At 60.5% G+C, this 22,420-nt stretch carries 23 protein-coding genes and 1 tRNA gene; 8 read left to right on the plus strand and 16 right to left on the minus strand.

The genetic code is table 11. From position 1 onward, the window contains the following. Positions 1-5: 5 nt before the first annotated feature. The 4 genes from K3759_RS08100 to K3759_RS08115 all read right to left on the minus strand — a co-directional run bounded on the left by K3759_RS08100 (position 6) and on the right by K3759_RS08115 (position 4,352). Entirely contained in the window at positions 6-899 is an 894-nt protein-coding gene (locus tag K3759_RS08100) for a fructose bisphosphate aldolase (protein ID WP_259985508.1), read from the minus strand. A gap of 70 nt (positions 900-969) precedes the next feature. Further along, positions 970-2,322, minus strand: a complete 1,353-nt coding sequence (locus tag K3759_RS08105; protein ID WP_259985509.1) for a cytochrome P450 — start codon at positions 2,320-2,322, stop codon at positions 970-972. After that, positions 2,319-3,545: a hypothetical protein gene (locus K3759_RS08110; protein WP_259985510.1), complete on the minus strand. Its 1,227-nt coding sequence runs from the start codon at positions 3,543-3,545 to the stop codon at positions 2,319-2,321. Before K3759_RS08110 ends, K3759_RS08105 begins: the two co-directional genes overlap by 4 nt. 54 nt (positions 3,546-3,599) lie before the next feature. Beyond that, positions 3,600-4,352 (minus strand): cytochrome c biogenesis CcdA family protein, encoded by a 753-nt coding sequence (locus K3759_RS08115; RefSeq protein ID WP_259985511.1) that lies wholly within the window; start codon positions 4,350-4,352, stop codon positions 3,600-3,602. 91 nt (positions 4,353-4,443) lie between these two features. Here K3759_RS08115 and K3759_RS08120 point away from each other — a divergent pair, with 91 nt between their 5' ends. Further along, on the plus strand, positions 4,444-4,671 hold the full coding sequence (locus K3759_RS08120; RefSeq protein ID WP_259985512.1) for a sulfurtransferase TusA family protein: 228 nt from the start codon (positions 4,444-4,446) through the stop codon (positions 4,669-4,671). A gap of 94 nt (positions 4,672-4,765) precedes the next feature. Here K3759_RS08120 and K3759_RS08125 read toward each other — a convergent pair whose 3' ends face one another. Next, a complete protein-coding gene (locus K3759_RS08125) occupies positions 4,766-7,642 on the minus strand; it encodes a ribonuclease E/G (protein ID WP_259985513.1) in 2,877 nt (958 codons plus the stop codon). A 552-nt stretch (positions 7,643-8,194) separates the two neighbouring features. On the opposite strand from K3759_RS08125, the gene K3759_RS08130 reads away from it, so the two are divergent. Next, entirely contained in the window at positions 8,195-8,485 is a 291-nt protein-coding gene (locus K3759_RS08130) for a hypothetical protein (protein WP_259985514.1), read from the plus strand. Positions 8,486-8,503: 18 nt separating this feature from the next. Here K3759_RS08130 and K3759_RS08135 read toward each other — a convergent pair whose 3' ends face one another. The 5 genes from K3759_RS08135 to purC all read right to left on the minus strand — a co-directional run bounded on the left by K3759_RS08135 (position 8,504) and on the right by purC (position 13,348). Further along, positions 8,504-9,838, minus strand: a complete 1,335-nt coding sequence (locus K3759_RS08135; RefSeq protein ID WP_040701160.1) for a sigma-54 dependent transcriptional regulator — start codon at positions 9,836-9,838, stop codon at positions 8,504-8,506. Positions 9,839-9,842: 4 nt separating this feature from the next. Next, the gene (locus tag K3759_RS08140) at positions 9,843-11,570 is read right to left on the minus strand and encodes an ATP-binding protein (RefSeq protein ID WP_259985515.1); all 1,728 of its coding nucleotides are present in this window, start codon (positions 11,568-11,570) and stop codon (positions 9,843-9,845) included. A 69-nt stretch (positions 11,571-11,639) separates the two neighbouring features. Beyond that, complete coding sequence (purQ, locus tag K3759_RS08145; RefSeq protein ID WP_259985516.1) at positions 11,640-12,308, minus strand: phosphoribosylformylglycinamidine synthase subunit PurQ; 669 nt, start codon at positions 12,306-12,308, stop codon at positions 11,640-11,642. Continuing rightward, complete coding sequence (gene purS, locus K3759_RS08150; protein ID WP_259985517.1) at positions 12,308-12,538, minus strand: phosphoribosylformylglycinamidine synthase subunit PurS; 231 nt, start codon at positions 12,536-12,538, stop codon at positions 12,308-12,310. The genes purQ and purS overlap by 1 nt, the downstream gene beginning before the upstream one ends. Positions 12,539-12,586: 48 nt before the next feature. Continuing rightward, positions 12,587-13,348, minus strand: a complete 762-nt coding sequence (purC, locus tag K3759_RS08155; protein WP_067629081.1) for a phosphoribosylaminoimidazolesuccinocarboxamide synthase — start codon at positions 13,346-13,348, stop codon at positions 12,587-12,589. A gap of 167 nt (positions 13,349-13,515) precedes the next feature. Here purC and K3759_RS08160 point away from each other — a divergent pair, with 167 nt between their 5' ends. Next, positions 13,516-13,833 (plus strand): DUF1476 domain-containing protein, encoded by a 318-nt coding sequence (locus K3759_RS08160; protein WP_259985519.1) that lies wholly within the window; start codon positions 13,516-13,518, stop codon positions 13,831-13,833. 134 nt (positions 13,834-13,967) lie between these two features. Further along, a complete protein-coding gene (gene bmt / locus K3759_RS08165) occupies positions 13,968-14,981 on the plus strand; it encodes a betaine--homocysteine S-methyltransferase (RefSeq protein WP_259985520.1) in 1,014 nt (337 codons plus the stop codon). Positions 14,982-14,984: 3 nt separating this feature from the next. On the opposite strand, the gene K3759_RS08170 is transcribed toward bmt, so the two are convergent. Further along, the gene (locus K3759_RS08170) at positions 14,985-16,061 is read right to left on the minus strand and encodes a PA0069 family radical SAM protein (protein ID WP_259985521.1); all 1,077 of its coding nucleotides are present in this window, start codon (positions 16,059-16,061) and stop codon (positions 14,985-14,987) included. A 202-nt stretch (positions 16,062-16,263) separates the two neighbouring features. Between K3759_RS08170 and K3759_RS08175 the strand changes: the two genes are divergently transcribed. Beyond that, positions 16,264-16,962, plus strand: coding sequence for a B12-binding domain-containing protein (locus K3759_RS08175; RefSeq protein WP_259985522.1), 699 nt, complete (start codon positions 16,264-16,266; stop codon positions 16,960-16,962). Positions 16,963-17,037: 75 nt separating this feature from the next. Further along, entirely contained in the window at positions 17,038-17,679 is a 642-nt protein-coding gene (locus tag K3759_RS08180) for a DUF1638 domain-containing protein (RefSeq protein WP_259985523.1), read from the plus strand. A 4-nt stretch (positions 17,680-17,683) separates the two neighbouring features. On the opposite strand, the gene K3759_RS08185 is transcribed toward K3759_RS08180, so the two are convergent. Beyond that, positions 17,684-18,094: a SufE family protein gene (locus tag K3759_RS08185; protein ID WP_259985524.1), complete on the minus strand. Its 411-nt coding sequence runs from the start codon at positions 18,092-18,094 to the stop codon at positions 17,684-17,686. A 126-nt stretch (positions 18,095-18,220) separates the two neighbouring features. Between K3759_RS08185 and K3759_RS08190 the strand changes: the two genes are divergently transcribed. Continuing rightward, complete coding sequence (locus K3759_RS08190) at positions 18,221-18,739, plus strand: hypothetical protein (RefSeq protein ID WP_259985525.1); 519 nt, start codon at positions 18,221-18,223, stop codon at positions 18,737-18,739. A 56-nt stretch (positions 18,740-18,795) separates the two neighbouring features. Here the strand turns inward: K3759_RS08190 and rnd are convergent, their stop codons facing one another. From rnd to purM, 3 genes are all read right to left on the minus strand, one after another. Further along, on the minus strand, positions 18,796-19,953 hold the full coding sequence (gene rnd, locus K3759_RS08195; RefSeq protein ID WP_259985526.1) for a ribonuclease D: 1,158 nt from the start codon (positions 19,951-19,953) through the stop codon (positions 18,796-18,798). Between the two features lie 80 nt (positions 19,954-20,033). Next, positions 20,034-20,630 (minus strand): phosphoribosylglycinamide formyltransferase, encoded by a 597-nt coding sequence (purN, locus tag K3759_RS08200; RefSeq protein WP_259985527.1) that lies wholly within the window; start codon positions 20,628-20,630, stop codon positions 20,034-20,036. Beyond that, positions 20,627-21,673: a phosphoribosylformylglycinamidine cyclo-ligase gene (purM, locus tag K3759_RS08205; RefSeq protein ID WP_259985528.1), complete on the minus strand. Its 1,047-nt coding sequence runs from the start codon at positions 21,671-21,673 to the stop codon at positions 20,627-20,629. Before purM ends, purN begins: the two co-directional genes overlap by 4 nt. 128 nt (positions 21,674-21,801) lie before the next feature. Between purM and K3759_RS08210 the strand changes: the two genes are divergently transcribed. Next, positions 21,802-21,878: transfer RNA gene (locus tag K3759_RS08210), tRNA-Ile, on the plus strand. 26 nt (positions 21,879-21,904) lie between these two features. Here the strand turns inward: K3759_RS08210 and K3759_RS08215 are convergent. Beyond that, complete coding sequence (locus K3759_RS08215) at positions 21,905-22,354, minus strand: DUF4442 domain-containing protein (RefSeq protein ID WP_259985529.1); 450 nt, start codon at positions 22,352-22,354, stop codon at positions 21,905-21,907. Positions 22,355-22,420: the final 66 nt, after the last annotated feature.

The raw sequence follows: 22,420 nt of genomic DNA on the forward strand, positions 1-22,420 counted from the left end.
CCGCTTCAACAAATCGAAGCTTGGTAGATCTTTTCGATGTTCTGACCAAGCGCCTCGTTGAACTCCGCATCTGTCATTTTGACGTTGAGCCCTTCTGTCAAAGCGCGCGAGAAGCTGGCAATCATGGTGCGGTTCTTGCCCAGCCGTTCGCAGGCTTCAGCCGTGGAATACCCACCCGACAGCGCCACAACGCGCAGAACGTTGGCGTGACCCGCCAGACCGTCGTAGAGACCGGCCTTTTCTGGGATCGTCAGCTTCAGCATGACCATTTCGCCCTCAGGCAGCGTGTTCAGGTGCTTTTCGATCTCGCCACGCAGGATCTCTTCAGCCTCAGCTTTGCTGTCGGAGTTGATGTTCACCTCAGGTTCGATGATCGGCACTAGGCCCGCCGCACAGACCTGTTTCGCCAGTTCGAACTGCTGCGCCACCACGGCCGCGATGCCGTTTTCATTGGCATCGTGAATGACCGAACGCTCTTTGGTGCCGAAGATGCCGTGTTTCACCGCGCGGGCCAGCAGATCGTCGATCTCCATGATCGGCTTCATGATCTGCACGCCATTGTTGGTCTCTTCCAAACCCTTGTCGATCTTCAGGAAAGGCACCACGCCCCGGTCTTCCCAGAGCAGCTGCGGGACGGGTTTGCCGTTGATCGTGTCATCCATCGTGCGCTCAAAAAGGATCGCGCCAATCACTTTGTCAGAGGTGAAATCCTCGGCCAGAATGATCCGCGCGCGCATGTCGTGGACGGCTTTGAACATTTCTTCGTCGCCATTGTAATCCGACGGTTCCACGCCATAGAGGCTTAGCGCCTTGGGGGTGGAGCCACCCGATTGATCGAGCGCCGCGATGAAGCCCTTGCCGCTGTTCATTTGCTCAAGTTGCGCCTTGTCGTAGCCCATGTCACCCACGTCCTATTGTTGATTCCGTTTGCAGCGTTTCTAATCGAAACGCAAAGCCGATGATAGAAGGCTAGCGCTTTGATAGCGCTAACCAAATGCCCTTATCTGAACGGACGGTCAAATGTGCGACGGGCACAGGCACACGGTCGGGCTGCGCCGTCAGGCGGAAGTCGCGCAGGATGCGTGACAGGATCAGCGGCCCTTCGACCATCGCGAATCCTGCACCGGTACAGACCCGCGGCCCGGCGGAGAATGGAATGAAGGCCTCGCGCTGGCACTGTTTGCCGTTCTCGGTTTGCCAGCGGGTCGGGTCAAAACCGTCGGGGTTGTCCCAAAGCCGTTCGTGCCGATGCAGATGCCACGGGCTGAGCACCAGTTGCGCGCCCTTCTTCACATCCCGATCCCGAAAGCGTTCAGGGCAGCTGTTCTCGCGCACCATCATCGGCACGGGCGGGTAGAGGCGCAGCGTCTCGCGAAAGACATCCCGGCTGAGTTTCAGCTGGGACATCAGCGAGAAATCGCAAATCTCCAGCGCCTGCGCTTCCTCGGCCAAACGCTCTTGCCATTCGGGGTGCGTGGCCATCAAATAAAGCGCCCAAGCCAATGCGGAGGCGCTTGTCTCATGGCCCGCGAGGAAGAAGATCGCGACCTGATCGACCATCTCCTCGGTGTTAAACCGCGCCCCCGTTTCGGGGTCTGCCTGTGTCATGATTTTGGTGGCAAGATCGTCGGGCGCGGTGCCCGCCTTGATTTGTTGCATCCGTTCTTGGGTCAACTCGGTAATCAACGCCCTGATCCGCGCAGCGCTGGCCCGGGTGTCTTTGCGGAACAGGCGCGGCATCCAATGTGGCAGTGGCAAGAGCGCACCAAGGTTCAGGATCGGCTGACTGCGTTGGTAGTTGCGAAACTCGTCAAAGACCGCGCGGGCGACTTCGTGTTCAATTGGCAGCGAAAACAGCGTGCGAAAGATTACATCGGCGGCGGCATGGCTGGTTTCGGCCTCGATCTCGACCACCTGCCCCACTTGTCCGTCGAGCCGCACGGCGGCGGCTTCTGCCGCGTCCCACATGGCAGGAAAGGTTTCGCGCAGGCGGCCCCCTTCGAACGCCGGATCGATGATGCGGCGTTGGCGTTTCCATGTCTCGCCATTGGTCAGGAAGACGGAGTTGCCCAAAAGCGGGCGCAGCCCTTCACCGATCCGGTCGGACTTGGGGAAATCATCGGGCCGGTCCTTCAGTACCGTTTTCACCAGTTCGGGCTGGTTCATCAAGTAGCTGCGGAAAAACGGCGTTTTAAACTCCGCCATCCACGCCCGGTAAAGCCGGGCGGGCTGGGCCGAGAGGATGTCGGCGCGAAACAGCTTGGCATAGCGCCAGAGTGACACACGATCAGGGCGCGCGGGAGGCTTCGGGGGCAGGTTCATGCGGCGACAGAAGTGTATTTGCTGACCGCGTGGTCAATACGAGATTTGGAGGCCGGGCGCCCATCATATCGCGCGGCCAAGGTCTGCGGCCCTGCAGTGATTTGGAAATAGTCATAGTCGCGCGGCCGGTCGAAGGCACAGAGATACTGGAAATGCAGCCGGAAGAACCGCCAGCGCAACGCCTTCCAGCGCGCGGGGCTGAGCGTTTGGGTGAAGGCGGCGGAAAAGACTAGTGGCCAGCGTTTCCCGTCGGGGGCGACGCCAGAAACCGACACCGGATCGCAGAGCGCAAAGGCGCAGCCATCGCCGGGCGCGGTGACATCGACCCACGTAAGTTCATCGCGGGTTGAGAGATAGCGCAAGTCGGCGCGCAACCGGTCGGCGCGCGGCAGAAAGGACACCATCGGCACCACCTGCCCTAGCGAGAGAAACCCCAAAGCAGGTCCCTGCCCGGGCACCCTGCCCGCGCGGATCAGGTCGGCCAGTACCGAAACCCCCAGATGTGCGCCGGAGGAATGTCCGACAACCAGCACCTCGTCAACGCCCTCGGCCAAGGCGGCGGCGATGTCGTGGCCAAACATCTCCATGCGGGCTTCCAACTCCGGCGGGTTCGCACCCCGCGTGGCGGCGGAATAGGCATAGTCATGCATGAGGTAATAGGCGAAGAATTTGCCGTCTTTCTTCTTGAACCAGCGAAGCAAAGCGATGCCCAAACCCACGCCGATAGCCGCAAAAGCCAGCCGCGCCGCCCAATGGTCGCTTATCATTCCGAGAAGGCGATAAGTCAGCAGGCCAATCGCCAGCGCCAGCAACGCCTGCAAGATTAGCATTCCCACCGGATAAAGCGCCGCAATCACTGGCCCCTTGCGCAGCCGCATCAACCGCCAAAGCGCGCCCGAGCCGATGTAGACCCAAGCGGTGCACAGCAATTGCCAATAGGTCGCGGGGATCGAATTGCTCATGCTTTCGCGCACGATGTCGGACCAAACCAAAACTTCAACCTGCGAGGTGACCTGACGGCCGTCAATCTCAGCATCGACGCGCCAGCCGTAGTTGCCCTTGCCCGCCTTGGGTTTCAAACCGATCTCATAGCCAGATATCGCCGCCTGCGCCGCGCCTTCCTTGCGGTAAAGCTCGCGGTAGCGGCGGGGGTGAATCGGATCATAGCCGGGGATGTAGAACACCCGACGCGTCTTGACCTGCCCTGTTTTGCTGTCGCTCATGCCCAACCCCTTGTCCGGCACAGTCTAGCCGTAATTCGGGGCAAGAATAAGGCTTTATCCCACCGTGGCGAGGATTGGGAAGGTCTCTAGCAGCCAGAAAGAGAAGGTCGTGAAAGCCCCAGTCAGCAGCGCCAGCCCCACCAGAACCAGCAGCCCGCCCATGATCCGTTCAATCAGTTTCATATGCGGTTTGATCCGGTTCATCAGTGTCATCGCGCGGGTGATGAACATAGCGGCCAATAGAAAGGGAATACCAAGACCTGCCGCATAGACGCCCAGCAAAAGCGTCCCGCGAGAGACTGAGGCCTCACTGGCCGCGAGCGACAGGATCGCGCCGAGCTGCGGGCCAATACAGGGCGTCCAGCCAAAGGCGAAAGCCAGCCCCAGAACATAGGCACCGAAACTCGATCCACCTTTATCACCTGCGTCCAAACGCGCCTCTTGATCAAGAAACGGTATGCGGAACAGACCCACAAAATGCAGGCCAAAGACAATGATCACCACGCCTGAGATTTTGGCAAAGAGCGCCTGATTTTGCAGAAAGAACATCCCGAACGCCGAGGCGGTAAAGCCCAAAAGGATGAACACCGTGCTCAGCCCCAGCACAAAGAACAACGCCGCTACGACCGCGCGCCGCCGGGCGCTGGATTGGCTGGACATGTCGTTAATCGACACGCCCCCCATATAGGCCAGATAGGGAGGCACAATGGGCAGAACGCAGGGCGACAGGAAGCTGAAAATCCCGGCGATCAGGGCGATTGTCATGGCGGGCAAAAGCCCGGCGTCGAGGAGGCTGATTTCAAACATGACTGACTCCTAGACCGAGAGCGGCCCGGCGTCACCTGTCATATTGTCACAAGATCGTGGACCTTGAGAAACTCTTGGATTAACTGATCCTATGAAGATCGAAAAACTAGATGCCACGGGGCTGCTCTGCCCCCTGCCCGTGCTGAAAGCCCGCAAGCGACTGGCCGCTTTGGCGCCGGGCGATCAACTCCATATGCATGCTGATGATCCGGCTGCCGTGATCGATGTGCCGCATTTTTGCGTTGAGGCCGGGCATGAGTTGACCGAAACCCGGACCGAAGGCGCGGTGGAACTCTACGTCATTACAAAGGGCGGCTAAGACGCATCCGCGTACGCGGCGTCGCTACCTTTTACATGATCAAAACGAAGACGGCGGGCCCTAAGGCCCGCCGTTTCTGTTTAAGTGCCGTGGTTCAGCTGCCCAGCGACCACCAGCCCCGGCGCTTGGGCTTGGGTTTCTCGACGGGCTGCTCTTGGACCTGTTCCGCAGCGGGTTCAGGCGTGGCTTCCGCTGCCGGAGCCTCAGCAGCTACGGTCTGCGGGACAGGCTCGGGTTGAGGCGCAGGCTGCGGCTCTTCCGCGACAGGCGTTGCCGTTTCCGGCGACGGTGCCGCGATTGGCGCGTCACTGGGCAAAGCTTCAGCCTTTGCATCAGGCGCAGCTTCGGCCACCGGCTCGGCCGGTTTCGCCTTGGCACGGCTGCGGCGCTTGGGTTTCGGGGCGGGTGCGGCCTCTTCCTCTGCCGCTACGGCGTCTGCCGTCACGGTGCCTTCTGCAGCCTCTGCCTCAGCCTTGGGCTTCTTGGCGCGGCTGCCACGGCTGCGTTTGGCCTTGGGCTTTGGTGCGCCTTCAACCTCGGCTTCTGCAGTGACCTTTGGCTCATCGCCTTCGGCTGCGGCAAGCGCCAGGGGTGCGGGTTCCGCTTCGGGGGCCACTTCAGCTTTGGGCTTGCGCGACCGGCTCCGAGTTTTAGGCTTAGGCTTTTCTTCAGTGGCAGGCGCATCATCGCCATCGGTCTGGGACGCTTGAGCTTCTACCGGCTGGGCCTTGTCGCTGTCGTCCGAGTCTGCGGCGTCCTGCTCCTGAGCACCATTCTGGACCTCTGCACCATTCTGCTGGTCGCCATTGCCATTACGGCCACGGCCACCCCGGCTGCGACGGCGGCGGCGGCGGCGCTTGGACTTGCCCTCGCCCTCTTCACCATTCTCGCCGCTATTCCCATTTCCATTCTCGGATTGGGCAGCCTCCTGCGCGGCGGTTGCCTCTTCCTCTTCGGCCTCTGCGGCGCTCTCGTCCTCGTCAATCTGATCCATCAGCGATGTATCGACCGACACGATATGATCCGACACGGGTGGCACGGTGCGGGTGGCAGTCTTGAACTTCTCGATGTGGAAGTCGGGGCTCACCAGCGTCGGGTCGCCTTCGATCCGCACCGACATGCCATAGCGCATCTCGATGTTGGCGATATGCTCGCGCTTCTGGTTCATCAGGAAGTTGGCGATGCCCACCGGTGCGCGGACCAATACCTCGCGGGAGCGGCGGCGGGTGCCCTCTTCCTCGATCTGGCGGATGATCGACAGCGCGAGGTTGTCGTCCGAACGCACAAGGCCGGTGCCGTGGCAGGCATGGCAAGGCTGGGTCGTCGCCTCGATCATGCCGGGGCGCAGGCGCTGGCGGCTCATCTCCATCAGGCCGAAGCCCGAGATACGGCCCACCTGGATGCGCGCGCGGTCGGTCTTGAGCTTGTCTTTCATCATCTTTTCGACGGCGGCGTTGTTCTTGCGCTCGTCCATGTCGATGAAGTCGATCACGATCAGGCCCGCGAGGTCACGCAGACGCAGCTGACGTGCCACTTCGGCGGCGGCCTCGAGGTTGGTCTTGAGCGCGGTCTGCTCGATCGAACCTTCCTTGGTGGCCCGGCCCGAGTTCACGTCGATCGCCACCAGCGCTTCGGTCACGCCGATCACGATGTAGCCGCCCGAGGGCAATTGCACTGTCGGGTTGAACATGCCTGAGAGGTAGCTTTCGACCTGATAGCGGGCGAAGAGCGGCAGGCTCTCGTTATAGAGCTTCACGTTCTTGGCGTGGGACGGCATGATCATCTTCATGAAGTCCTTGGCGATGCGGTAGCCACGCTCGCCCTCGACGTGGATCTCGTCAATCTCGCGGTTGTAGAGGTCGCGGATCGAGCGTTTGATCAGGTCGCCTTCTTCGTAGATTTTCGCGGGCGCGATGGATTTCAGCGTCAGCTCGCGGATCTGCTCCCAAAGGCGCTGCAGGTATTCGTAGTCGCGCTTGATCTCGGCCTTGGTACGTTTGGCACCCGCCGTGCGCACGATCAGGCCGGCCCCTTTCGGCACCTCGATCTCGGTCGCGATTTCCTTCAGTTTCTTGCGGTCCGCCGCATTAGTGATCTTGCGCGAGATGCCGCCGCCACGGGCAGTGTTCGGCATCAGCACGCAGTAGCGGCCCGCGAGGCTGAGGTAAGTGGTCAGCGCCGCACCCTTGTTGCCGCGTTCTTCCTTGACGACCTGAACCAACAGAATCTGGCGGACCTTGATTACTTCTTGAATTTTGTACCGACGCGGGCGCGGTTTGCGGATTGGGCGAATGTCTTCGCTGTCATCTTCGTCCGCAACAGATTCTATGGAATCGTCTTTGGCTGTGGCGTCGTGACCGGCGTCGTCGTCACCATTTGCATCATCGGACGCGGTCGCTGCATCCTGCGCATCGGCACTTGCATCCGTCGCGTCATTGTCGTTCTCGGGCTCTTCCACCGGGGTCTCAGCGACCCGCTCCATGGGCGAGCTGCCCTCTTCGCTGTCCAGATCGACGGTTTCCATACCGGCGATTTGATCGCTGTTCTCTTCGGCGACCTCAGTGGTAGCGACGGCATCATCGCTTTTGGTGTCAACCGCTTGGCTTTTTGACCGACTGCGCGACCGCGAACGGGTGCGCTTGGGTTTCTCGTCCTCGTCGTCCTTGGCGGCCTGCGCTTCAGCATAGGCGCGCTCTTCTTCCAGCAGCGCCTGACGGTCGGCCACGGGAATCTGGTAATAATCGGGGTGAATTTCCGAAAAAGCGAGGAAGCCATGACGGTTGCCGCCATAGTCCACAAAGGCCGCCTGAAGCGACGGCTCGACGCGCGTAACCTTGGCTAGATAGATATTGCCGGCAAGCTGGCGTTTGTTTTCTGATTCAAAATCGAATTCTTCGACCTTGTTTCCATCCACGACCACGACGCGAGTTTCCTCGGCGTGGGTGGCATCGATAAGCATTTTCTTAGACATAGATCCATTATGCACAGCACCCGCGCGCAAAAAGCCCCTGGTGGGGCATCGGGCTGGGAGGTGTGACTTGTCAGGGCGATGGAGGACGCGGCAACAGCGGGACCACGAATGGCCCCGGTCTGTCTGCTCTGAGCATCTGCGCGCGTCATCGCGGTTCTTCTCCGATGCAAGGGCTTGTCGCGCCTCTTACATCCATTAATTTAGCTGTGCTTCGTTTGGGCTAACCCTCGCGAATATCAGCGGTTCTTCGGCCGTTACCGGCCCAATCGGTCTGCCTGCCCCCCGGTGTCGGGGTCGCGCGGCAGCGAAACTGTCAAAAGTCGCCATACGCCGGTTGGGCGTTACAGGACTTATCAGGCTAGTTAAGAGCTTTAGGGGGTGAAACACAATGGTCAATCGAATGAGCAACAGTCAAATGCCGTTTATCTCGGCTCGGTTGACAAGGGTCATGGGCTTGGAAACATTCAGACTGTCGCCAAAGCCTGAGCCGGGTGGCACGATTGAATGACCCCGCCGCCATTTGCGGCCTGCAATTTTAAAGGACCGCTTTCTATGAAAAAAATTCTGCGCCCCGCGCTTTGTCTGACCCTGCTGGGTCTCACTGCCTGTGATGAAATCGCCGTGGCTGACAATCCTGCGGCGCTGGCCGACCTGCGCGGGCAGAAAAGCTGTGTGGCGGCGGTGGGCCAGCAGACGGGTGCGGCAAAGGTGGCAGTAAACACCTCCCGGCCAGTGGTCGAGCTTTACCGCTATGTCGTGGATGTACCCGGTGCCGCGAGTTGGTCCTGTATTACCGATCAAAACGGCAAGGCAATTGAGATCGCAGAGCAGCGCGGCGGTTAAGCTGCGCCGCCCTTGTGGTCACAGGTAATCTGACCGCTGCAACCCGTATTTCGCCATTTTTTCGTTCAGCGTCCGGCGGGGCAAGCAAAGTTCATCCATCACGCTGGCGATTGAGCCCTTGTGACGACGCATGGTGTTGTCGATCAACATGCGCTCAAAGGCCTCGACGTATTCTTTCAACGGCTTGCCTTCGGTGGTCATCACCGGCTGCATCTCATCATGGTCGCTCATCAGCAACGAGGCGATGGTGCCCGATCCCCGGCGCGATTGCAGAACAGCGCGTTCGGCCACGTTGATCAACTGGCGAACATTACCGGGCCACGGGGCCTGCAAGAGCTGCGCCGCCTCTTGGGCCGAGACCTGCGGCGCGTCGCACCCGTATTCATCCGCGAACTGATCGCTCAGGCGGGTGAAAAGCGTCAGGATGTCTTCGCCCCGCTGGCGCAGCGGTGGCACGGTAATGCGCAAAGCGGCCAGACGATAGAATAGATCAGAGCGCAGCGCGTCTTCGGAGGTGCGACCCGCCTCTTGCAGGTTCGAGATCGCAACGATGCGTGTCTCCGCCGGGGTGCCTTGCTCATTGATGGCGCTCAACAAGCGGGCCTGAAGGCTTTCGGACAATGCCTCAATGTCTTCCAACACCAACGTACCGCCACGTGCCTCTTCGATGGCAGGCAACTGCGCATCTTCGGGCTGCATCGGGCCAAACAGCCGCTTGGCCAATGCGTCTTCTTCCAAAGCACCACAGGAGACGAGCACGAATTTCTTGCCCGCGCGACTGCCGACCGCGTGCAGGGCGTGTGCCACAAGGGTCTTGCCGGTTCCGGTCTCCCCGTCGATCAGCACATGCCCATCGGCCTGCCCCAGATCAAGGATATCCTCGCGCAGCCGTTCCATCACGGGGGATTGGCCGATCAGCTTTTTCATCAGCTGGCCGCCGTCCGACAGTTCGCGCCGCAGGGCGCGGTTGTCCATCACCAGACGGCGCGCATTGGTAGCCTTCTTCGCCAGTTCGCTCATCCGGTCGGGATTAAAGGGCTTTTCAAGGAAGTCGAACGCGCCCACGCGCATCGCCTCCACCGCCATCGGCACATCGCCGTGGCCGGTGATCATGATGACCGGCAAGGCCGAGTCGCTGCCCATCAGCTTCTTTAAAAACTGCATCCCGTCCATGCCGGGCATTTTAATGTCAGAAATGACGATGCCGGGATAATCCGGGCCGAGCGTCTTCAGCGCATCTTCGGCGCTACCAAAAGTTTCGGTGTCATAGCCCGAAAGGGCAAGCCACTGGCTGATGGACTGCCGCATGTCCTGTTCATCATCTACAATCGCGATTTTCATTGCCTGAGCCATGCGTTCACTCCGCCGCTTCAATCTTCGTTTCATCTGCCAATATGGGCAGCTGCATTTCAAACACAGCACCGCCGTTCTGTCCGTTGCGGGCTGTGAGCCGTCCGCCGAGGTCGTTTACGATCCCCGATGAAATGGCAAGACCCAGCCCAACACCGTCGCCGGGCTGCTTGGTCGTGTAGAAAGGTTCGAACAGCGCGTCCAAGTCCTCAATCCCCGGGCCATTATCGCGCACGGTTAATGTCGCCGTCTCCCCCGCTGATAGTATAATGTCCACCTGAGGGTTTCGTTCCGATTTTGTTGCGTCTAATGCGTTTCTTAGCAAGTTTACCATAACTTGCTCGATCCGCATACGGTCTCCCATCACAAGTACCGGATTATCGGGGAGAATACGGCTGATCTGGACCTGTCGCTGGCGTAGCTGCGGCTCCATCATCGACAGGGAAGAAGCAAGCGCCGCTCCCATGTCGACTGGAGAGAAAGCCTCCTGCCCCTTGCGGGCATAGGATTTAAGCTGCCGCGTGATCGCGCCCATCCGTTCAATCAGATCGTCAATGCGCCCGAATGAGGAAAGCGCCTCATCCTGCCGGTTTCGTTTCAAAAGCAGCCGCGCGCCTGCCAGATAGGTCTTCATAGCAGCAAGCGGTTGGTTCAACTCATGGCTGACGGCGGCGGACATTTCGCCCAAGGCAGCAAGCTTTGACGATTGTTCAAGGGTTTGTTCGGCGACGGCGAGGGTCTGTTGCACCCGTTTGCGCTCAGCGATCTCCCGTTGAAGTGCGAGGTTCAACGCCCTGAGCTTGGCCGATTCCCGCTGGAAGATCGCGAGCCGCCCCGCCGTGCGGCGGCTGAGGAAATAGAAGGCCAGCGCCAGCAGAATCGCAAAGCCCATCACTTCCAAGGCCAGCACCCCGTTCACCTTTTCGCGGACAGAGGCATAGGTGGTGTAGCTGCTCATCCGCCAGCCGCGGAACGGAATCCGGTTTTCCAGCCGCATTACCGCTTCGCCCTGCAAATAGGCATCGGGCGGCAGTGCGGTCCAATCGGTGGTGGCCTGAATGGCGCGCTCAATGGCGCTCTGGGGCGTGTGGTTCGCAAGTGCTTCGGGCTCGGTTAGCCCACGCCAGCGGGGCTCGGTGGCAAGGATGATCTGGCCCGTGCTGTCCATCACGATCACCGCGTCGGAGATCCCGGCCCAAGCGCGTTCGAACTTTTGCAGATCAACCTCAACGGCGATCACCCCAAGGGTCGTGCCGCCAGACTGCATGCGCCGCGAATAAAGGAAACGGTAGCCGCCCTGTTCGCGCTGAATCGTCGAAAAAATCGTCGCGTTGGAGCGGATGGCATCGACGAAATAGGGTTCAGACTTATGCGCGGAGCCGAGGCGGTTACGGTCTGTCGCCGCCACCGTGCGCCCGTCGATGTCATAGAGCATCAAAGAGGCCGCGCCGATTTCCTCAACGAAAGAGATAAGCCGCTGTGTCGACAAGGAATAGTCCGCCGATTGCAGCGCACCGATCAACGTGGGGTCGCGCGCCAAAAGCTGTGGCACAATCGCGTTTTGCCGCAACTCGGCCAGCAGGTTGCCGCTGTATAGCGCGATGCGCAGTTCAGCGCGATTGCGGGTGCTTTCGGTAAAACGGTCGGTCAGCAACTTGTTGGTGATCGAGATCGTCACCACGGCGAGGATCATCAGCAATGCAATGGCAAACCGCACCCGCCAGGATACGGCCATGCTATTGCCTTCGGAACCGGATGCATCACTCATCGCGGCAATCTACGCGCTACGTGCGATGCACTCAAGTCAAGCGGTCTGCAGCGCGCCGGTCAATGCGCGGAAGAGCGCCGCCCCATCCGTATTGCCATGAGCCGCTTCCGCCGCCCGCTCAGGATGCGGCATCATGCCCAGCACACGGCGGTTTTCCGACAGAATGCCCGCAATATCGTCGCGCGCCCCGTTTGGGTTGTCGGCATAGCTGAAAGCCAAACGATCTTCGCCGCGCAGTTTCGCGATGGTCTCATCGTCGGCAAAGTAATTGCCATCGTGGTGCGCGATCGGAATGTTGATCACCTGGCCGGCGCTGTAGCCGTTGGTGTAGTCGCTGGCCGTGGTCTCGACCTTGAGGCCCACAGTCTTGCAGATGTACTTAAGCCCCGCATTGCGCAGCAGCGCGCCCGGCAGCAGGCCGGTCTCCGTCAACACCTGAAAGCCGTTGCAGATGCCCAGCACATAGCCGCCGCGATTGGCATGACCCGCCACAGAGCGGCAGATCGGCGAATTCGCAGCAATGGCCCCGCAACGCAGGTAATCCCCATAGGAGAACCCGCCGGGGATACCCACGATATCAACGCCTTGCGGCAGTTCGCTGTCCTTGTGCCAGACCATGGAAACCTTGGCGCCCGCGGCTTTGAAGGCCACGGCAAGGTCGCGGTCGCAATTGGACCCGGGAAAGACAACTACCGCTGCGTGCATCAGGCCAACTCCACCGAATAGGATTCGATCACCGTATTAGCCAAGAGCTTTTCGCACATGGCGGTCACATCGGCCTCGGACGTGCCCTCGGCAAGGTCCAACTCGATCACCTTGCCCTGACGCACACCGTTCACCCCGGCAAAGCCCAAGGCTCCGAGCGCGTGGCGGACAGCTTCGCCCTGAGGGTCGAGAACCCCGTTCTTCAGCATCACATGCACCCGTGCTTTCATGGCGCGACACCCCTTTGTAACATCTGCAAATTGAACGGCGAAGCCGCGTTAGTTGATCAACGTCGGCTTGGACACCGGCGCATTGTTCTTGGGCATGACGCCGAGACGTTTGGCCACTTCGGTATAGGCATCGGTGAGCGAGCCCAGATCGCGGCGGAACACATCTTTGTCGAGCTTCTGGCCCGTCTCGATGTCCCACAGGCGGCAGCTGTCGGGGCTGATCTCATCGGCGACGATCAGACGCTGGAAGTCACCATCGTAAACGCGGCCAATCTCGATCTTGAAGTCCACCAGCTTGATGCCGACGGCCATCATCACGCCCGACATGAAGTCATTGACCCGCAGCGCGAGGCTCAGGATATCGTCCATATCTTGCTGAGTTGCCCAGCCAAAGGCGGCGATATGCTCTTCGGTGACCAGCGGATCACCAAGCGCGTCGTCTTTATAGCAATACTCGACAATCGGGCGCGGCAGCTGTGTGCCTTCTTCGATGCCAAGACGCTTGGACATGGAGCCTGCAGCATAGTTGCGCACGATCACTTCAAGCGGAATGATCTCAACCTGCCGCACGAGCTGCTCGCGCATGTTCAGGCGTTTGATGAAATGCGTCGGCACGCCGATGTTGTTCAGCCCGGTCATAAAGAACTCGGACAGGCGGTTGTTCAACACGCCCTTGCCCTCGATCGTGGCTTTCTTCTCGGCGTTAAAGGCCGTCGCATCGTCTTTGAAATATTGCACGATGGTGCCGGGCTCAGGACCTTCATAGAGGATCTTTGCCTTGCCTTCGTAGATCTTGTTGCGCCGGGCCATGGGCATCCTTTCCAACAGGGGGCCGGGAACATCCCCGCCGCTTGCGCTCCTCATAGTGCAAGCACCCTGCTGCTGCAAGCATGCCCCGTCACCTTTGCCACGCCACTTGCGGGAACGGGGGGGCGACCGCATATGAAAGAGGTAACAGTAGCAACCGGAGACCCGCTATGAGCAAGTTTGACGACCGTGCAAATGCCTTTGAAAGCAAGTTCGCCCACGATGCGGATATGCAATTCCGCGCCGAGGCGCGCCGCAACAAGCTTTTGGGCCTCTGGGCTGCTGAACTTTTAGGCAAATCGGGTAGCGACGCTGACGACTATGCCAAAGAAGTCGTCAAATCCGACTTCGAAGAGGCGGGCGACGAAGATGTTTACCGCAAAGTCTCTGGCGACTTGGGCGACCGCGCGGATGAAGTGACGATCCGCGCCAAGATGCAGACCCTGATGGCCGAAGCCAAAGCGCAGCTTCTGAGCGAATCCAGCTAACTCCCTCTCACCCCGGCCACGCGCCGGGGAGCACTCTACCCGCCTGCCCTCATAATGAAGATGAATATTATGAGATTGCCCCCATGAAGCCATCATGACATCAGGCAAAATTCCCAAGCCCTACAGGAGCCCCCATGAGCAACGCATTCACCGATCTTTTGGCTGAAAAGGGCACATTGCTCGCGGATGGGGCTACAGGCACCAATCTGTTCAACATGGGGCTGATGTCGGGCGACGCGCCCGAGATGTGGAACACCGATGAGCCGAAGAAGATCATCAAGCTTTACCGGTTTGCAGTGGATTCGGGCAGCGATCTCTTCCTGACCAACTCTTTCGGGGCCAATGCCTCACGGCTTAAACTGCACGGTGCCGAAAAACGCGTTCATGAGCTAAGCCGCGTCTCTGCCGAACTGGCACGAGAGGTGGCTGATACCGCCGAGCGTAAGGTGATAGTTGCAGGCTCTGTCGGCCCCACGGGTGAGATCATGGAGCCGGTCGGCACCCTGTCCCACTCTCTCGCCGTTGAGATGTTCCACGAGACGGCTGACGGCCTCAAAGCGGGTGGCGCCGACATCGGCTGGCTGGAGACGATCAGCGCCCCCGAAGAATACCGCGCCGCTGCCGAAGGCTTCGCGCTGGCGGGCCTGCCGTGGTGCGGCACGATGAGCTTTGACACCGCAGGCCGCACAATGATGGGCCTGACCTCCGAAGGGATGGTCGATATGGTGCATGGGCTGGACAACACGCCGCTGGCCTATGGTGCCAACTGCGGCACTGGCGCGTCTGACCTGTTGCGCACCGTATTGGGCTTTGCAGCCAAGAACGGCACGCTGCCGATCATCTCCAAGGGCAACGCGGGCATCCCAAAATATGTCGAAGGTCATATTCACTATGACGGCACGCCTGAGTTGATGGCGCGTTATGCGACCATGGCGCGCGACGCCGGGGCCAGCATCATCGGTGGCTGCTGTGGCACCCTTCCCGAGCATTTGGTGGCGATGCGCGAAGCGCTCGACAGCACGGAGAAAGGCCCGGCCCCGACGCTTGAGCAGATCCGCGAAAAAATCGGCGACTTTTCGTCAGAGAGCGACGGCACCGATGGTCAAGGTCCGGTGCGCGCGCCGCGCCGCGGCCGCCGCCGGGGCTGAACCTCAAAACAAGCTCAATTGATCGCCCCTTTCGGGGGGCGGTTTAAACAGATCGCAGCGTAAGGGCACGCCCGCGCGGGTCAGTCCCAGCCGTTTGACCGCCAGATTAAAACGCTGCGCCACCATCTCCGCATAAGGCCCCTCGCCCCGCATCCTCTTGTGCCAGCCTGCGTCGTATTCCTTTCCACCATGCATATCGCGCAGCCGCGCCATGATCCGTTCCGCCCGGTCGGGATAATGGGTGGCGAGCCACTCCTGCACCAAGGGTGAAACCTCGCGCGGCAGGCGAAGCATGATCCAACTGGCATGTCGCGCGCCTGCGTCGCGCCCGGCGGCAAGGATCGCTTCCAACTCCGGATCGGTCAGCGCAGGGATCATGGGTGACGCCATGATCCGCACCGGGATGCCCGCCTCCGACAGCTTTCGGATCACCTGCAACCGTCGCTGTGGTGCGGGCGCGCGCGGTTCCATCAATCGGCTGAGCCGGGCATCAAGCGTGGTTACCGAGATCCCAACCGCCGCGAGGCCGCGTTTGGCCATGCTGCTTAAAATATCAATATCCCGCTCGATCAGACTGCCCTTGGTGACAATCGCCACCGGATGATTGAACGCCGAGAGCACCTCAAGACACTCACGCATAATGCCGTGGGTATTTTCAATCGGCTGATAGGGGTCGGTATTGGTGCCGATGGCGATGGGCGCGACCTCATAGCGTTTCGCGCGCAACTCCCGCGCCAGCACCTGCGGCGCTTCGGGGCGGGCGATCAACTGGGTCTCAAAATCCAGCCCCGGCGACAGGCCAAGATAGGCGTGGCTGGGCCGGGCAAAGCAGTAAACGCAGCCATGCTCGCAACCGCGATAGGGGTTGATCGACCGATCAAAAGGCAGATCCGGCGAGCGGTTGTAGGTGATGACTTTACGCGGCACCTCGATGCTCGTGGCCGTTCGCAGCACCGGAAGCACCTCTTCCCGGGCCCAGCCGTCATCTTCGGCCACGCGCGCATGACGCTCAAACCGGCCCGCATCATTGCTGCCTGCTGCGCGGCCAAGCACGCGGAATCGCTGGTCCTCTCTATCCATGAAAGAAGGTTAGAACATTGTGCGAACATCAGCAAGTATCTCCCCCTCAACACCTTGTCCTTACACCGCAAAAAGCAGTAGTTTGCCGCCAAGGCGTCGCGCAAGGCGCGGCCGATGTCGCAAACCGCGACCCCGGCGCAAACGTTCCGTGAGACAAGGGCCCAAGTGTCATGCACCTGCACGCCCAGCAGAAGGAAACACCATGTCAGAAGAAGACGATATCATCCTGGCCGAATTGGACGACGAGGAACTTGTCCAACAGATGTTCGATGACCTCTATGACGGTCTCAAAGAAGAGATCGAAGAGGCGGTTCAAATCCTGCTCGACCGTGGCTGGGAGCCCTACGACATCCTGACCAAGGCGCTGGTCGGCGGTATGACAATCGTCGGTGCCGATTTCCGGGACGGCATTCTCTTCGTGCCCGAAGTGCTCCTGGCCGCCAATGCGATGAAGGGCGGCATGGCCATCCTCAAGCCGCTGCTGGTCGAGACAGGTGCCCCCCGCGTCGGTAAAATGGTCATTGGCACGGTCAAAGGCGACATTCACGATATCGGCAAGAACCTTGTTGGGATGATGATGGAAGGCGCGGGGTTCGAGGTGATTGACCTTGGCATCAACAACGCGGTGGAATCCTATCTGGAAGCGATGGAAAGCGAGAAGCCGGACATCCTTGGAATGTCGGCGCTGCTCACCACGACCATGCCCTATATGAAGGTGGTGATCGACACATTGGTCGAGCAAGGCATCCGCGACGACTACATCGTGTTGGTCGGCGGCGCGCCATTGAACGAAGAATTCGGCAAGGCCATCGGTGCCGACGCCTATTGTCGGGACGCCGCTGTTGCGGTGGAAACGGCAAAAGAATGGATGGGCCGGAAACACAATTCCGCCACTGCCTGATGTCATGCCCCTGCCCCTATAGGGGGTCAGGGGCATCCGCTGGCTTTGGGCCTTCTGACATGCGATGATGACGCTATGAGAGACAGCCTGCCAGATGACCAGACCCTCACCCAAGAGGGGCTTGCGCCGACCCGCGCGGGGCGTATTTTACTGATCGCCTGCGGTGCGCTGGCGCGGGAGATATTGGATCTTAAAGCCGCCAATGGCTGGACCCATCTGGACCTCACCTGTTTGCCCGCAAAATATCACCTCTACCCTGAAAAAATCACTCAAGCGGTGCGCGATACGGTTTCCAAACACCGGGCGAACTATGATGAATTCTTTGTCGTCTACGCCGATTGCGGAACCGGCGGCGGGTTAGAGCGGGCCTGCGAAGAAATGGGCGTGCAGATGGTCGCCGGGCCACATTGCTATAGTTTTTTCCAAGGCAATGAAAACTTTACCAAGACCTCCGAAGATGAGATCACCACCTTCTATCTCACCGATTTTTTGGTGCGACAGTTTGAGGCTTTCATCATCAAGCCCATGGGGCTGGACCGGCATCCTGAACTGCGGGACATATACTTCGGCAACTATGAAAAGCTGGTCTATCAGGCGCAGACCACCGATCCGGCCCTGACCGAAAAGGCCCGCGATTGCGCGGCGCGGTTGGGTCTCGATTTCGAGCGTCGGTTCACAGGCTACGGTGATCTTGAGACCACGCTGCGCGACCTTTAACGTGTTACGCTTCCTGGGCTGCGGTCTCTCGGACACGTTCGATCATCGCCCGCAACCCGTTTGAGCGTTGCGCCGACAGGTGGTCGTTCAACCCCAGACGTGCGAGTTCCGCCTTGGCATCAACAGCGCCTACCGCGGCAGGTGTCAAGCCGTTGTAAAGTTTGCGCAAAACCGCGATCAATCCCGACACAATCATCGCGTCGCTCGCCCCGTCGAAATGCAGCTTCCCACCGTCAAACTGCGCATGCAGCCAGACCTGTGAGGCGCAGCCGTCGACTTTGGTCGCGGGCACGCGCAGCGGTTCCGGAAGCGGATCCATCGCTTTGCCAAGGTCGATCACATGGCGATAGCGGTCTTCCCAGTCGTCCAGAAACTCGAAATCTTCGACCAGTTCTTCAAAAGCGGGCGTGGCCATCTGTGCACTCTCTTTGGGTAGATTTCACTGCCTGACAGGTAGGATGCCGATGCGCAAAGGTCCACCCCCTTCCCAAGGCTGGCGTGATGGGGTAGCACAAGACAAGTTAACTTTACGGCGGATCCCATGCGCAAGACACTCCTCGCTCTTTTGGCCTCGACCCTTTTGGTATCCGCCTGTGGCACGGTCCGTGACAGCCGCATCAATCCGCTGAACTGGTTCGGCTCTGCCCGCTCGGTTGACGCCGAGCCTTCGGAAAGCGCCAACCCGCTGATCCCCCAACGTCGCGGGCTTTTTGCCAGGCGTTCGGTTGAGGTCGACACCTATGAGGGCCGCCCCTTTGAGCAGATCACCGATTTGACGATTGAGCCGGTGCCGGGCGGTGCGATCCTGCGGGCCACTGGGCTTGCCGCGCGGCAGGGGATCTATGCGGTCCGACTGACCCCTGCGACGATCGAAGAACAGCCCGTAGATGGCGTACTCACCTACCGTTTGGAAGGGATCCGTCCCGACAAAGCGACCCCGCAGGGCAGCCGCCCCACCCGCGAAGTGATCGCCGCGCGCCGTCTCACCGATCAAACGCTGAGTGGTGTGCGGGAGATTCGGGTCGAAGGGCAGATGAACACGCTAGTCTCGCGCCGCTAAGGCTATACCGCGTATTACTGATGAGAGCCGCCCTCAATCGGGCGGCTCTCATCGTATCAGACCTTTACGGTTTTCACGTCATTCCCGTCCGCCGCCAAAGCGATCTTGCCCTCGCAGAGCAGCAGCGCATCGGCACCAAAGACTTCGTGCCGCCAGCCGCGCAGCGCCTGCACATCACGCTCTCCCGCCGAGAGCATATCCAGATCACTGGCCGAAGCGATTAACTTGGCCGCAACGCCTGCGCTTTCAGTCTTGGCCTTGAGCAGAACCCGCAAAAGATCGGCCAAGGCAGGGTTGACCTGCAACTTGTCACGCTTGCGGTCGGGCTGCGGCATATCTGCGGGTTTGCAAGCCACGCCTGCGGCCACTGCCTTCAAAATGCCGTCGGCAATCTCACCCTTGCGCGCCTCGCGCAGCAGCAGACGCGCGCGGTTCAACTCTTCGCCATTGGTCGGTTTTAGGCTTGCCAGTTCGACCAATGCATCATCCTTAAACACCCGATTGCGCGGGATGTTGCGGGTGCGGGCGTAGTCCTCTCGAAACGCGGCCAGTTCCTGCACGATGGCGAGGAACTTGGGCGAGTTGGTCCGTGTCTTCACGCGCTTCCACGCATCCTGCGGCTGGGTCACATAAGTCTCGGGGCTGAGCAGCGTTTCCAGCTCTTCGGCCACCCACCGCGCACGACCAGTCTGCTCAAGCTTCGCGGCCAGGAATTCGTAAATCTGGCGCAGATGCGTTACGTCGGCCAATGCATAGGTCTTTTGCGCCTCCGTCAGGGGGCGGCGGGACCAATCAGTGAAACGCGAGGTCTTATCCAGCGCCTGATGCGCGATCTTGCGCACCAGCGTTTCATAGCCCACCTGCTCGCCAAAGCCACAGACCATGGCAGCGACCTGAGTGTCGAACAGCGGTTCAGGGAAGACTTCGGCATCGACAAAGAAAATCTCAAGATCCTGTCGCGCCGCGTGGAAAACCTTTACCACTGACGTATCACGGAAGAGCGTGTAGAGCGGCTCAAGCGAAATGCCCTCGGCCAGCGGGTCGACCAGTACGGCGTTGCTGTCGTCGGTGCCGGGCATGGCCAGTTGAACGAGGCAGAGCTTGGAATAGTAGGTGCGTTCGCGCAGAAATTCGGTGTCGACGGTCACATAATCATGGCGGGCCGCCTCTTCACAGAATTGCGCGAGATCGGCTGTCGTGGTGATGGTTTTCATAAATGCTCTTTGACAAGTTGCATGCCCGGTCATCGGGCTTTGTGCCAAGAGGTACATCACGTACGAAGGTTTGACCAGCGTCAGCCCGTGAGCATGACTGGCTGCCGCTCACCAGCGGCAAAGCGGCGCAGCACGGCGGGGTAAAGGCGGTGTTCCTGCACCAGCACGCGCTCGGCCAAAGTCTCCGCCGTGTCGCCCGGCAGAACCGTAATGCGCGCTTGGCCGAGGATCGGGCCATCATCCAAAGCCGCAGTGACTTCATGCACGGTGCAGCCGTGTTCGGTATCGCCAGCCTCCAGCGCGCGGGCATGGGTGTGCAGCCCGCGGTATTTTGGCAGTAGCGAGGGGTGGATGTTGATCATCCGCCCGGCCCAAGCATCGGTAAACCCTTCGGTCAATTTGCGCATAAAACCGGCAAGGCAGATGATGTCTGGCGCATGGGCCTCAAGCGCGGCGCTGAGCGCCGCCTCAAAGGCCGGGCGATCCTTGCCGAAGGGGCGGTGATCGACCACTTCCGTCGCGATCCCCTGCCCCTGCGCCCAAGCGATTCCGCCCGCATCCGCGTTGTTGGACAGCACCAAACAGGGGCGGCCTGCATGGTCGCCGGTCATATCCTCGACCAGCGCTCGCATGTTGGAGCCGCCGCCCGAGACGAAAATCGCAACCCGCTTGGTCAAAGCAGCGCGCCTGAGTAGGTGACGCCATTGCCGGTGGTGATGCGCCCGATCTCGATGGCGGCGTGGCCATCCTCGGCGAAGGCAGCTTTGGCCGCCTCGACCTTATCGGCAGAGACGACGGCAACCATGCCAATGCCAGCGTTAAAGGTCTTGAGCATCTCGGCCTCGGCCATGCCCCCTTCGGCGGCCAGCCATTTGAAGACCGGTGGCAAGTCCCATGCGTTGAGGTCAATCTCAGCAGCCAACCCAACGGGCAACACGCGCGGCAGGTTCTCGGTCAGGCCGCCGCCGGTGATATGCGCCAGCGCCGACACGGCATCGGCGCGCAGGGCCGCCACGGCGCCTTTGACGTAGAGCTTCGTGGGTGTCAGCAGTGCACTGCCCAGATCACCTTCGCCCCATGGGCAATCGTCACCCCAACCCAGACCGCTACGCTCGACAATCTTGCGCACGAGGCTGTAGCCGTTGGAGTGCACCCCGTCGCTCGGCAGCCCCAAGAGCACATCGCCCTCCTTCACATCGCGCGGCAGTTCCGTCCCCCGCTCCATTGCGCCGACCGAGAAACCGGCGAGGTCAAAATCGCCCGCGTGATACATGCCCGGCATTTCAGCCGTCTCGCCGCCGATCAAGGCGCAACCGGAATCGGCGCAGCCCTTGGCGATGCCTTCGATGATCCGCGCGGCACTGTCGAGCTCAAGCTTTCCGGTGGCGAAGTAGTCGAGGAAGAAGAGCGGCTCGGCCCCCTGACAGACCAGATCGTTGACGCACATGGCGACCAGATCAATGCCGATGCTGTCCACATTGCCGGTGTCGATGGCGATGCGCAGCTTGGTGCCCACACCGTCCGTCGCGGCAACCAGCACCGGGTCGGTGAAACCTGCGCCCTTCAGATCGAACAGCGCGCCAAAGCCGCCAAGGCCGGACATAACGCCGGGCCGCGCGGTGGATTTCGCCGCCGGTTTGATCCGCTCTACAAGCGCGTTGCCTGCGTCAATATCCACGCCTGCTTCGGCATAGGTGATTCCGTTGTCGGATTTTGTCATGGTCATGGCCCCCGGCGCGCATTTTCCCTTGCGCGCGGAGTTAGAGTATTGCGCCGCCCACTGCAATCATTTGGTGCAGCTAATGTCTTGACGCTCGGCCTGTGGCGTCATACCCAAACGCCCATGGCGGGCCTGTAGCTCAATTGGTTAGAGCAGAGCGCTCATAACGCTTTGGTTGCGGGTTCAAGTCCTGCCGGGCCTACCATACCGCCCCCGCCTTTCGCGCAGACCTCAGCGTTTGGCGCTGACATGCCAGTTCACCTGCATCTCAACGACCGTCTCGCCCGCCTCATTCTGGATGTCGACCGCCACGTCAAAGGCGACTTTTCCGTCCTCTTGCAGCGCGGTCAGCAGCTCGGCCCCGGGGCGCGAGGTTTCAGCGTGGGCCGTCAGCATGCCTTCGGCGATCTTTTTGAATGTGATCTGCCCCATGGCCGCCACGGGGCGCATGTCCATAATCACCGGGGCAATCGCCCCGGCCATGGCGGCACCCGAGGCCGCCTCTCCCAGCGTGAACATCGCCCCTGCGTGCTGCGTGCCGATATGGTTCGAGGTTTCATGCCGCTGCACCAGTTCGGCGCTGGCGGTGCCATCGCCGATCTTGAGCAATCTCACTCCAACATGGGCCGCGAAGGGCACTGCCGAATCGAGATGGGATTTGATCATGTCATAGGGGGTCATGGCTGCGCTCCGCTTTAAAAGTTGGTTCACTCTGGCAAAGGCGCGCGCATGGCACAATCATGCCGC

It is taken from the genome of Sulfitobacter sp. W027 (genome assembly GCF_025143985.1).
Lineage (GTDB): Bacteria > Pseudomonadota > Alphaproteobacteria > Rhodobacterales > Rhodobacteraceae > Sulfitobacter.

What these genes read in the sequence shown, in the direction of transcription:
- K3759_RS08100 (WP_259985508.1), bottom strand. Translation starts at nt 899, where the DNA reads ATGGGCTACGACAAGGCGCAACTTGAGCAAATGAACAGCGGCAAGGGC.
- K3759_RS08105 (WP_259985509.1), bottom strand. Translation starts at nt 2,322, where the DNA reads ATGAACCTGCCCCCGAAGCCTCCCGCGCGCCCTGATCGTGTGTCACTC.
- K3759_RS08110 (WP_259985510.1), bottom strand. Translation starts at nt 3,545, where the DNA reads ATGAGCGACAGCAAAACAGGGCAGGTCAAGACGCGTCGGGTGTTCTAC.
- K3759_RS08115 (WP_259985511.1), bottom strand. Translation starts at nt 4,352, where the DNA reads ATGTTTGAAATCAGCCTCCTCGACGCCGGGCTTTTGCCCGCCATGACA.
- K3759_RS08120 (WP_259985512.1), top strand. Translation starts at nt 4,444, where the DNA reads ATGAAGATCGAAAAACTAGATGCCACGGGGCTGCTCTGCCCCCTGCCC.
- K3759_RS08125 (WP_259985513.1), bottom strand. Translation starts at nt 7,642, where the DNA reads ATGTCTAAGAAAATGCTTATCGATGCCACCCACGCCGAGGAAACTCGC.
- K3759_RS08130 (WP_259985514.1), top strand. Translation starts at nt 8,195, where the DNA reads ATGAAAAAAATTCTGCGCCCCGCGCTTTGTCTGACCCTGCTGGGTCTC.
- K3759_RS08135 (WP_040701160.1), bottom strand. Translation starts at nt 9,838, where the DNA reads ATGGCTCAGGCAATGAAAATCGCGATTGTAGATGATGAACAGGACATG.
- K3759_RS08140 (WP_259985515.1), bottom strand. Translation starts at nt 11,570, where the DNA reads ATGGCCGTATCCTGGCGGGTGCGGTTTGCCATTGCATTGCTGATGATC.
- purQ (WP_259985516.1), bottom strand. Translation starts at nt 12,308, where the DNA reads ATGCACGCAGCGGTAGTTGTCTTTCCCGGGTCCAATTGCGACCGCGAC.
- purS (WP_259985517.1), bottom strand. Translation starts at nt 12,538, where the DNA reads ATGAAAGCACGGGTGCATGTGATGCTGAAGAACGGGGTTCTCGACCCT.
- purC (WP_067629081.1), bottom strand. Translation starts at nt 13,348, where the DNA reads ATGGCCCGGCGCAACAAGATCTACGAAGGCAAGGCAAAGATCCTCTAT.
- K3759_RS08160 (WP_259985519.1), top strand. Translation starts at nt 13,516, where the DNA reads ATGAGCAAGTTTGACGACCGTGCAAATGCCTTTGAAAGCAAGTTCGCC.
- bmt (WP_259985520.1), top strand. Translation starts at nt 13,968, where the DNA reads ATGAGCAACGCATTCACCGATCTTTTGGCTGAAAAGGGCACATTGCTC.
- K3759_RS08170 (WP_259985521.1), bottom strand. Translation starts at nt 16,061, where the DNA reads ATGGATAGAGAGGACCAGCGATTCCGCGTGCTTGGCCGCGCAGCAGGC.
- K3759_RS08175 (WP_259985522.1), top strand. Translation starts at nt 16,264, where the DNA reads ATGTCAGAAGAAGACGATATCATCCTGGCCGAATTGGACGACGAGGAA.
- K3759_RS08180 (WP_259985523.1), top strand. Translation starts at nt 17,038, where the DNA reads ATGAGAGACAGCCTGCCAGATGACCAGACCCTCACCCAAGAGGGGCTT.
- K3759_RS08185 (WP_259985524.1), bottom strand. Translation starts at nt 18,094, where the DNA reads ATGGCCACGCCCGCTTTTGAAGAACTGGTCGAAGATTTCGAGTTTCTG.
- K3759_RS08190 (WP_259985525.1), top strand. Translation starts at nt 18,221, where the DNA reads ATGCGCAAGACACTCCTCGCTCTTTTGGCCTCGACCCTTTTGGTATCC.
- rnd (WP_259985526.1), bottom strand. Translation starts at nt 19,953, where the DNA reads ATGAAAACCATCACCACGACAGCCGATCTCGCGCAATTCTGTGAAGAG.
- purM (WP_259985528.1), bottom strand. Translation starts at nt 21,673, where the DNA reads ATGACAAAATCCGACAACGGAATCACCTATGCCGAAGCAGGCGTGGAT.
- K3759_RS08215 (WP_259985529.1), bottom strand. Translation starts at nt 22,354, where the DNA reads ATGACCCCCTATGACATGATCAAATCCCATCTCGATTCGGCAGTGCCC.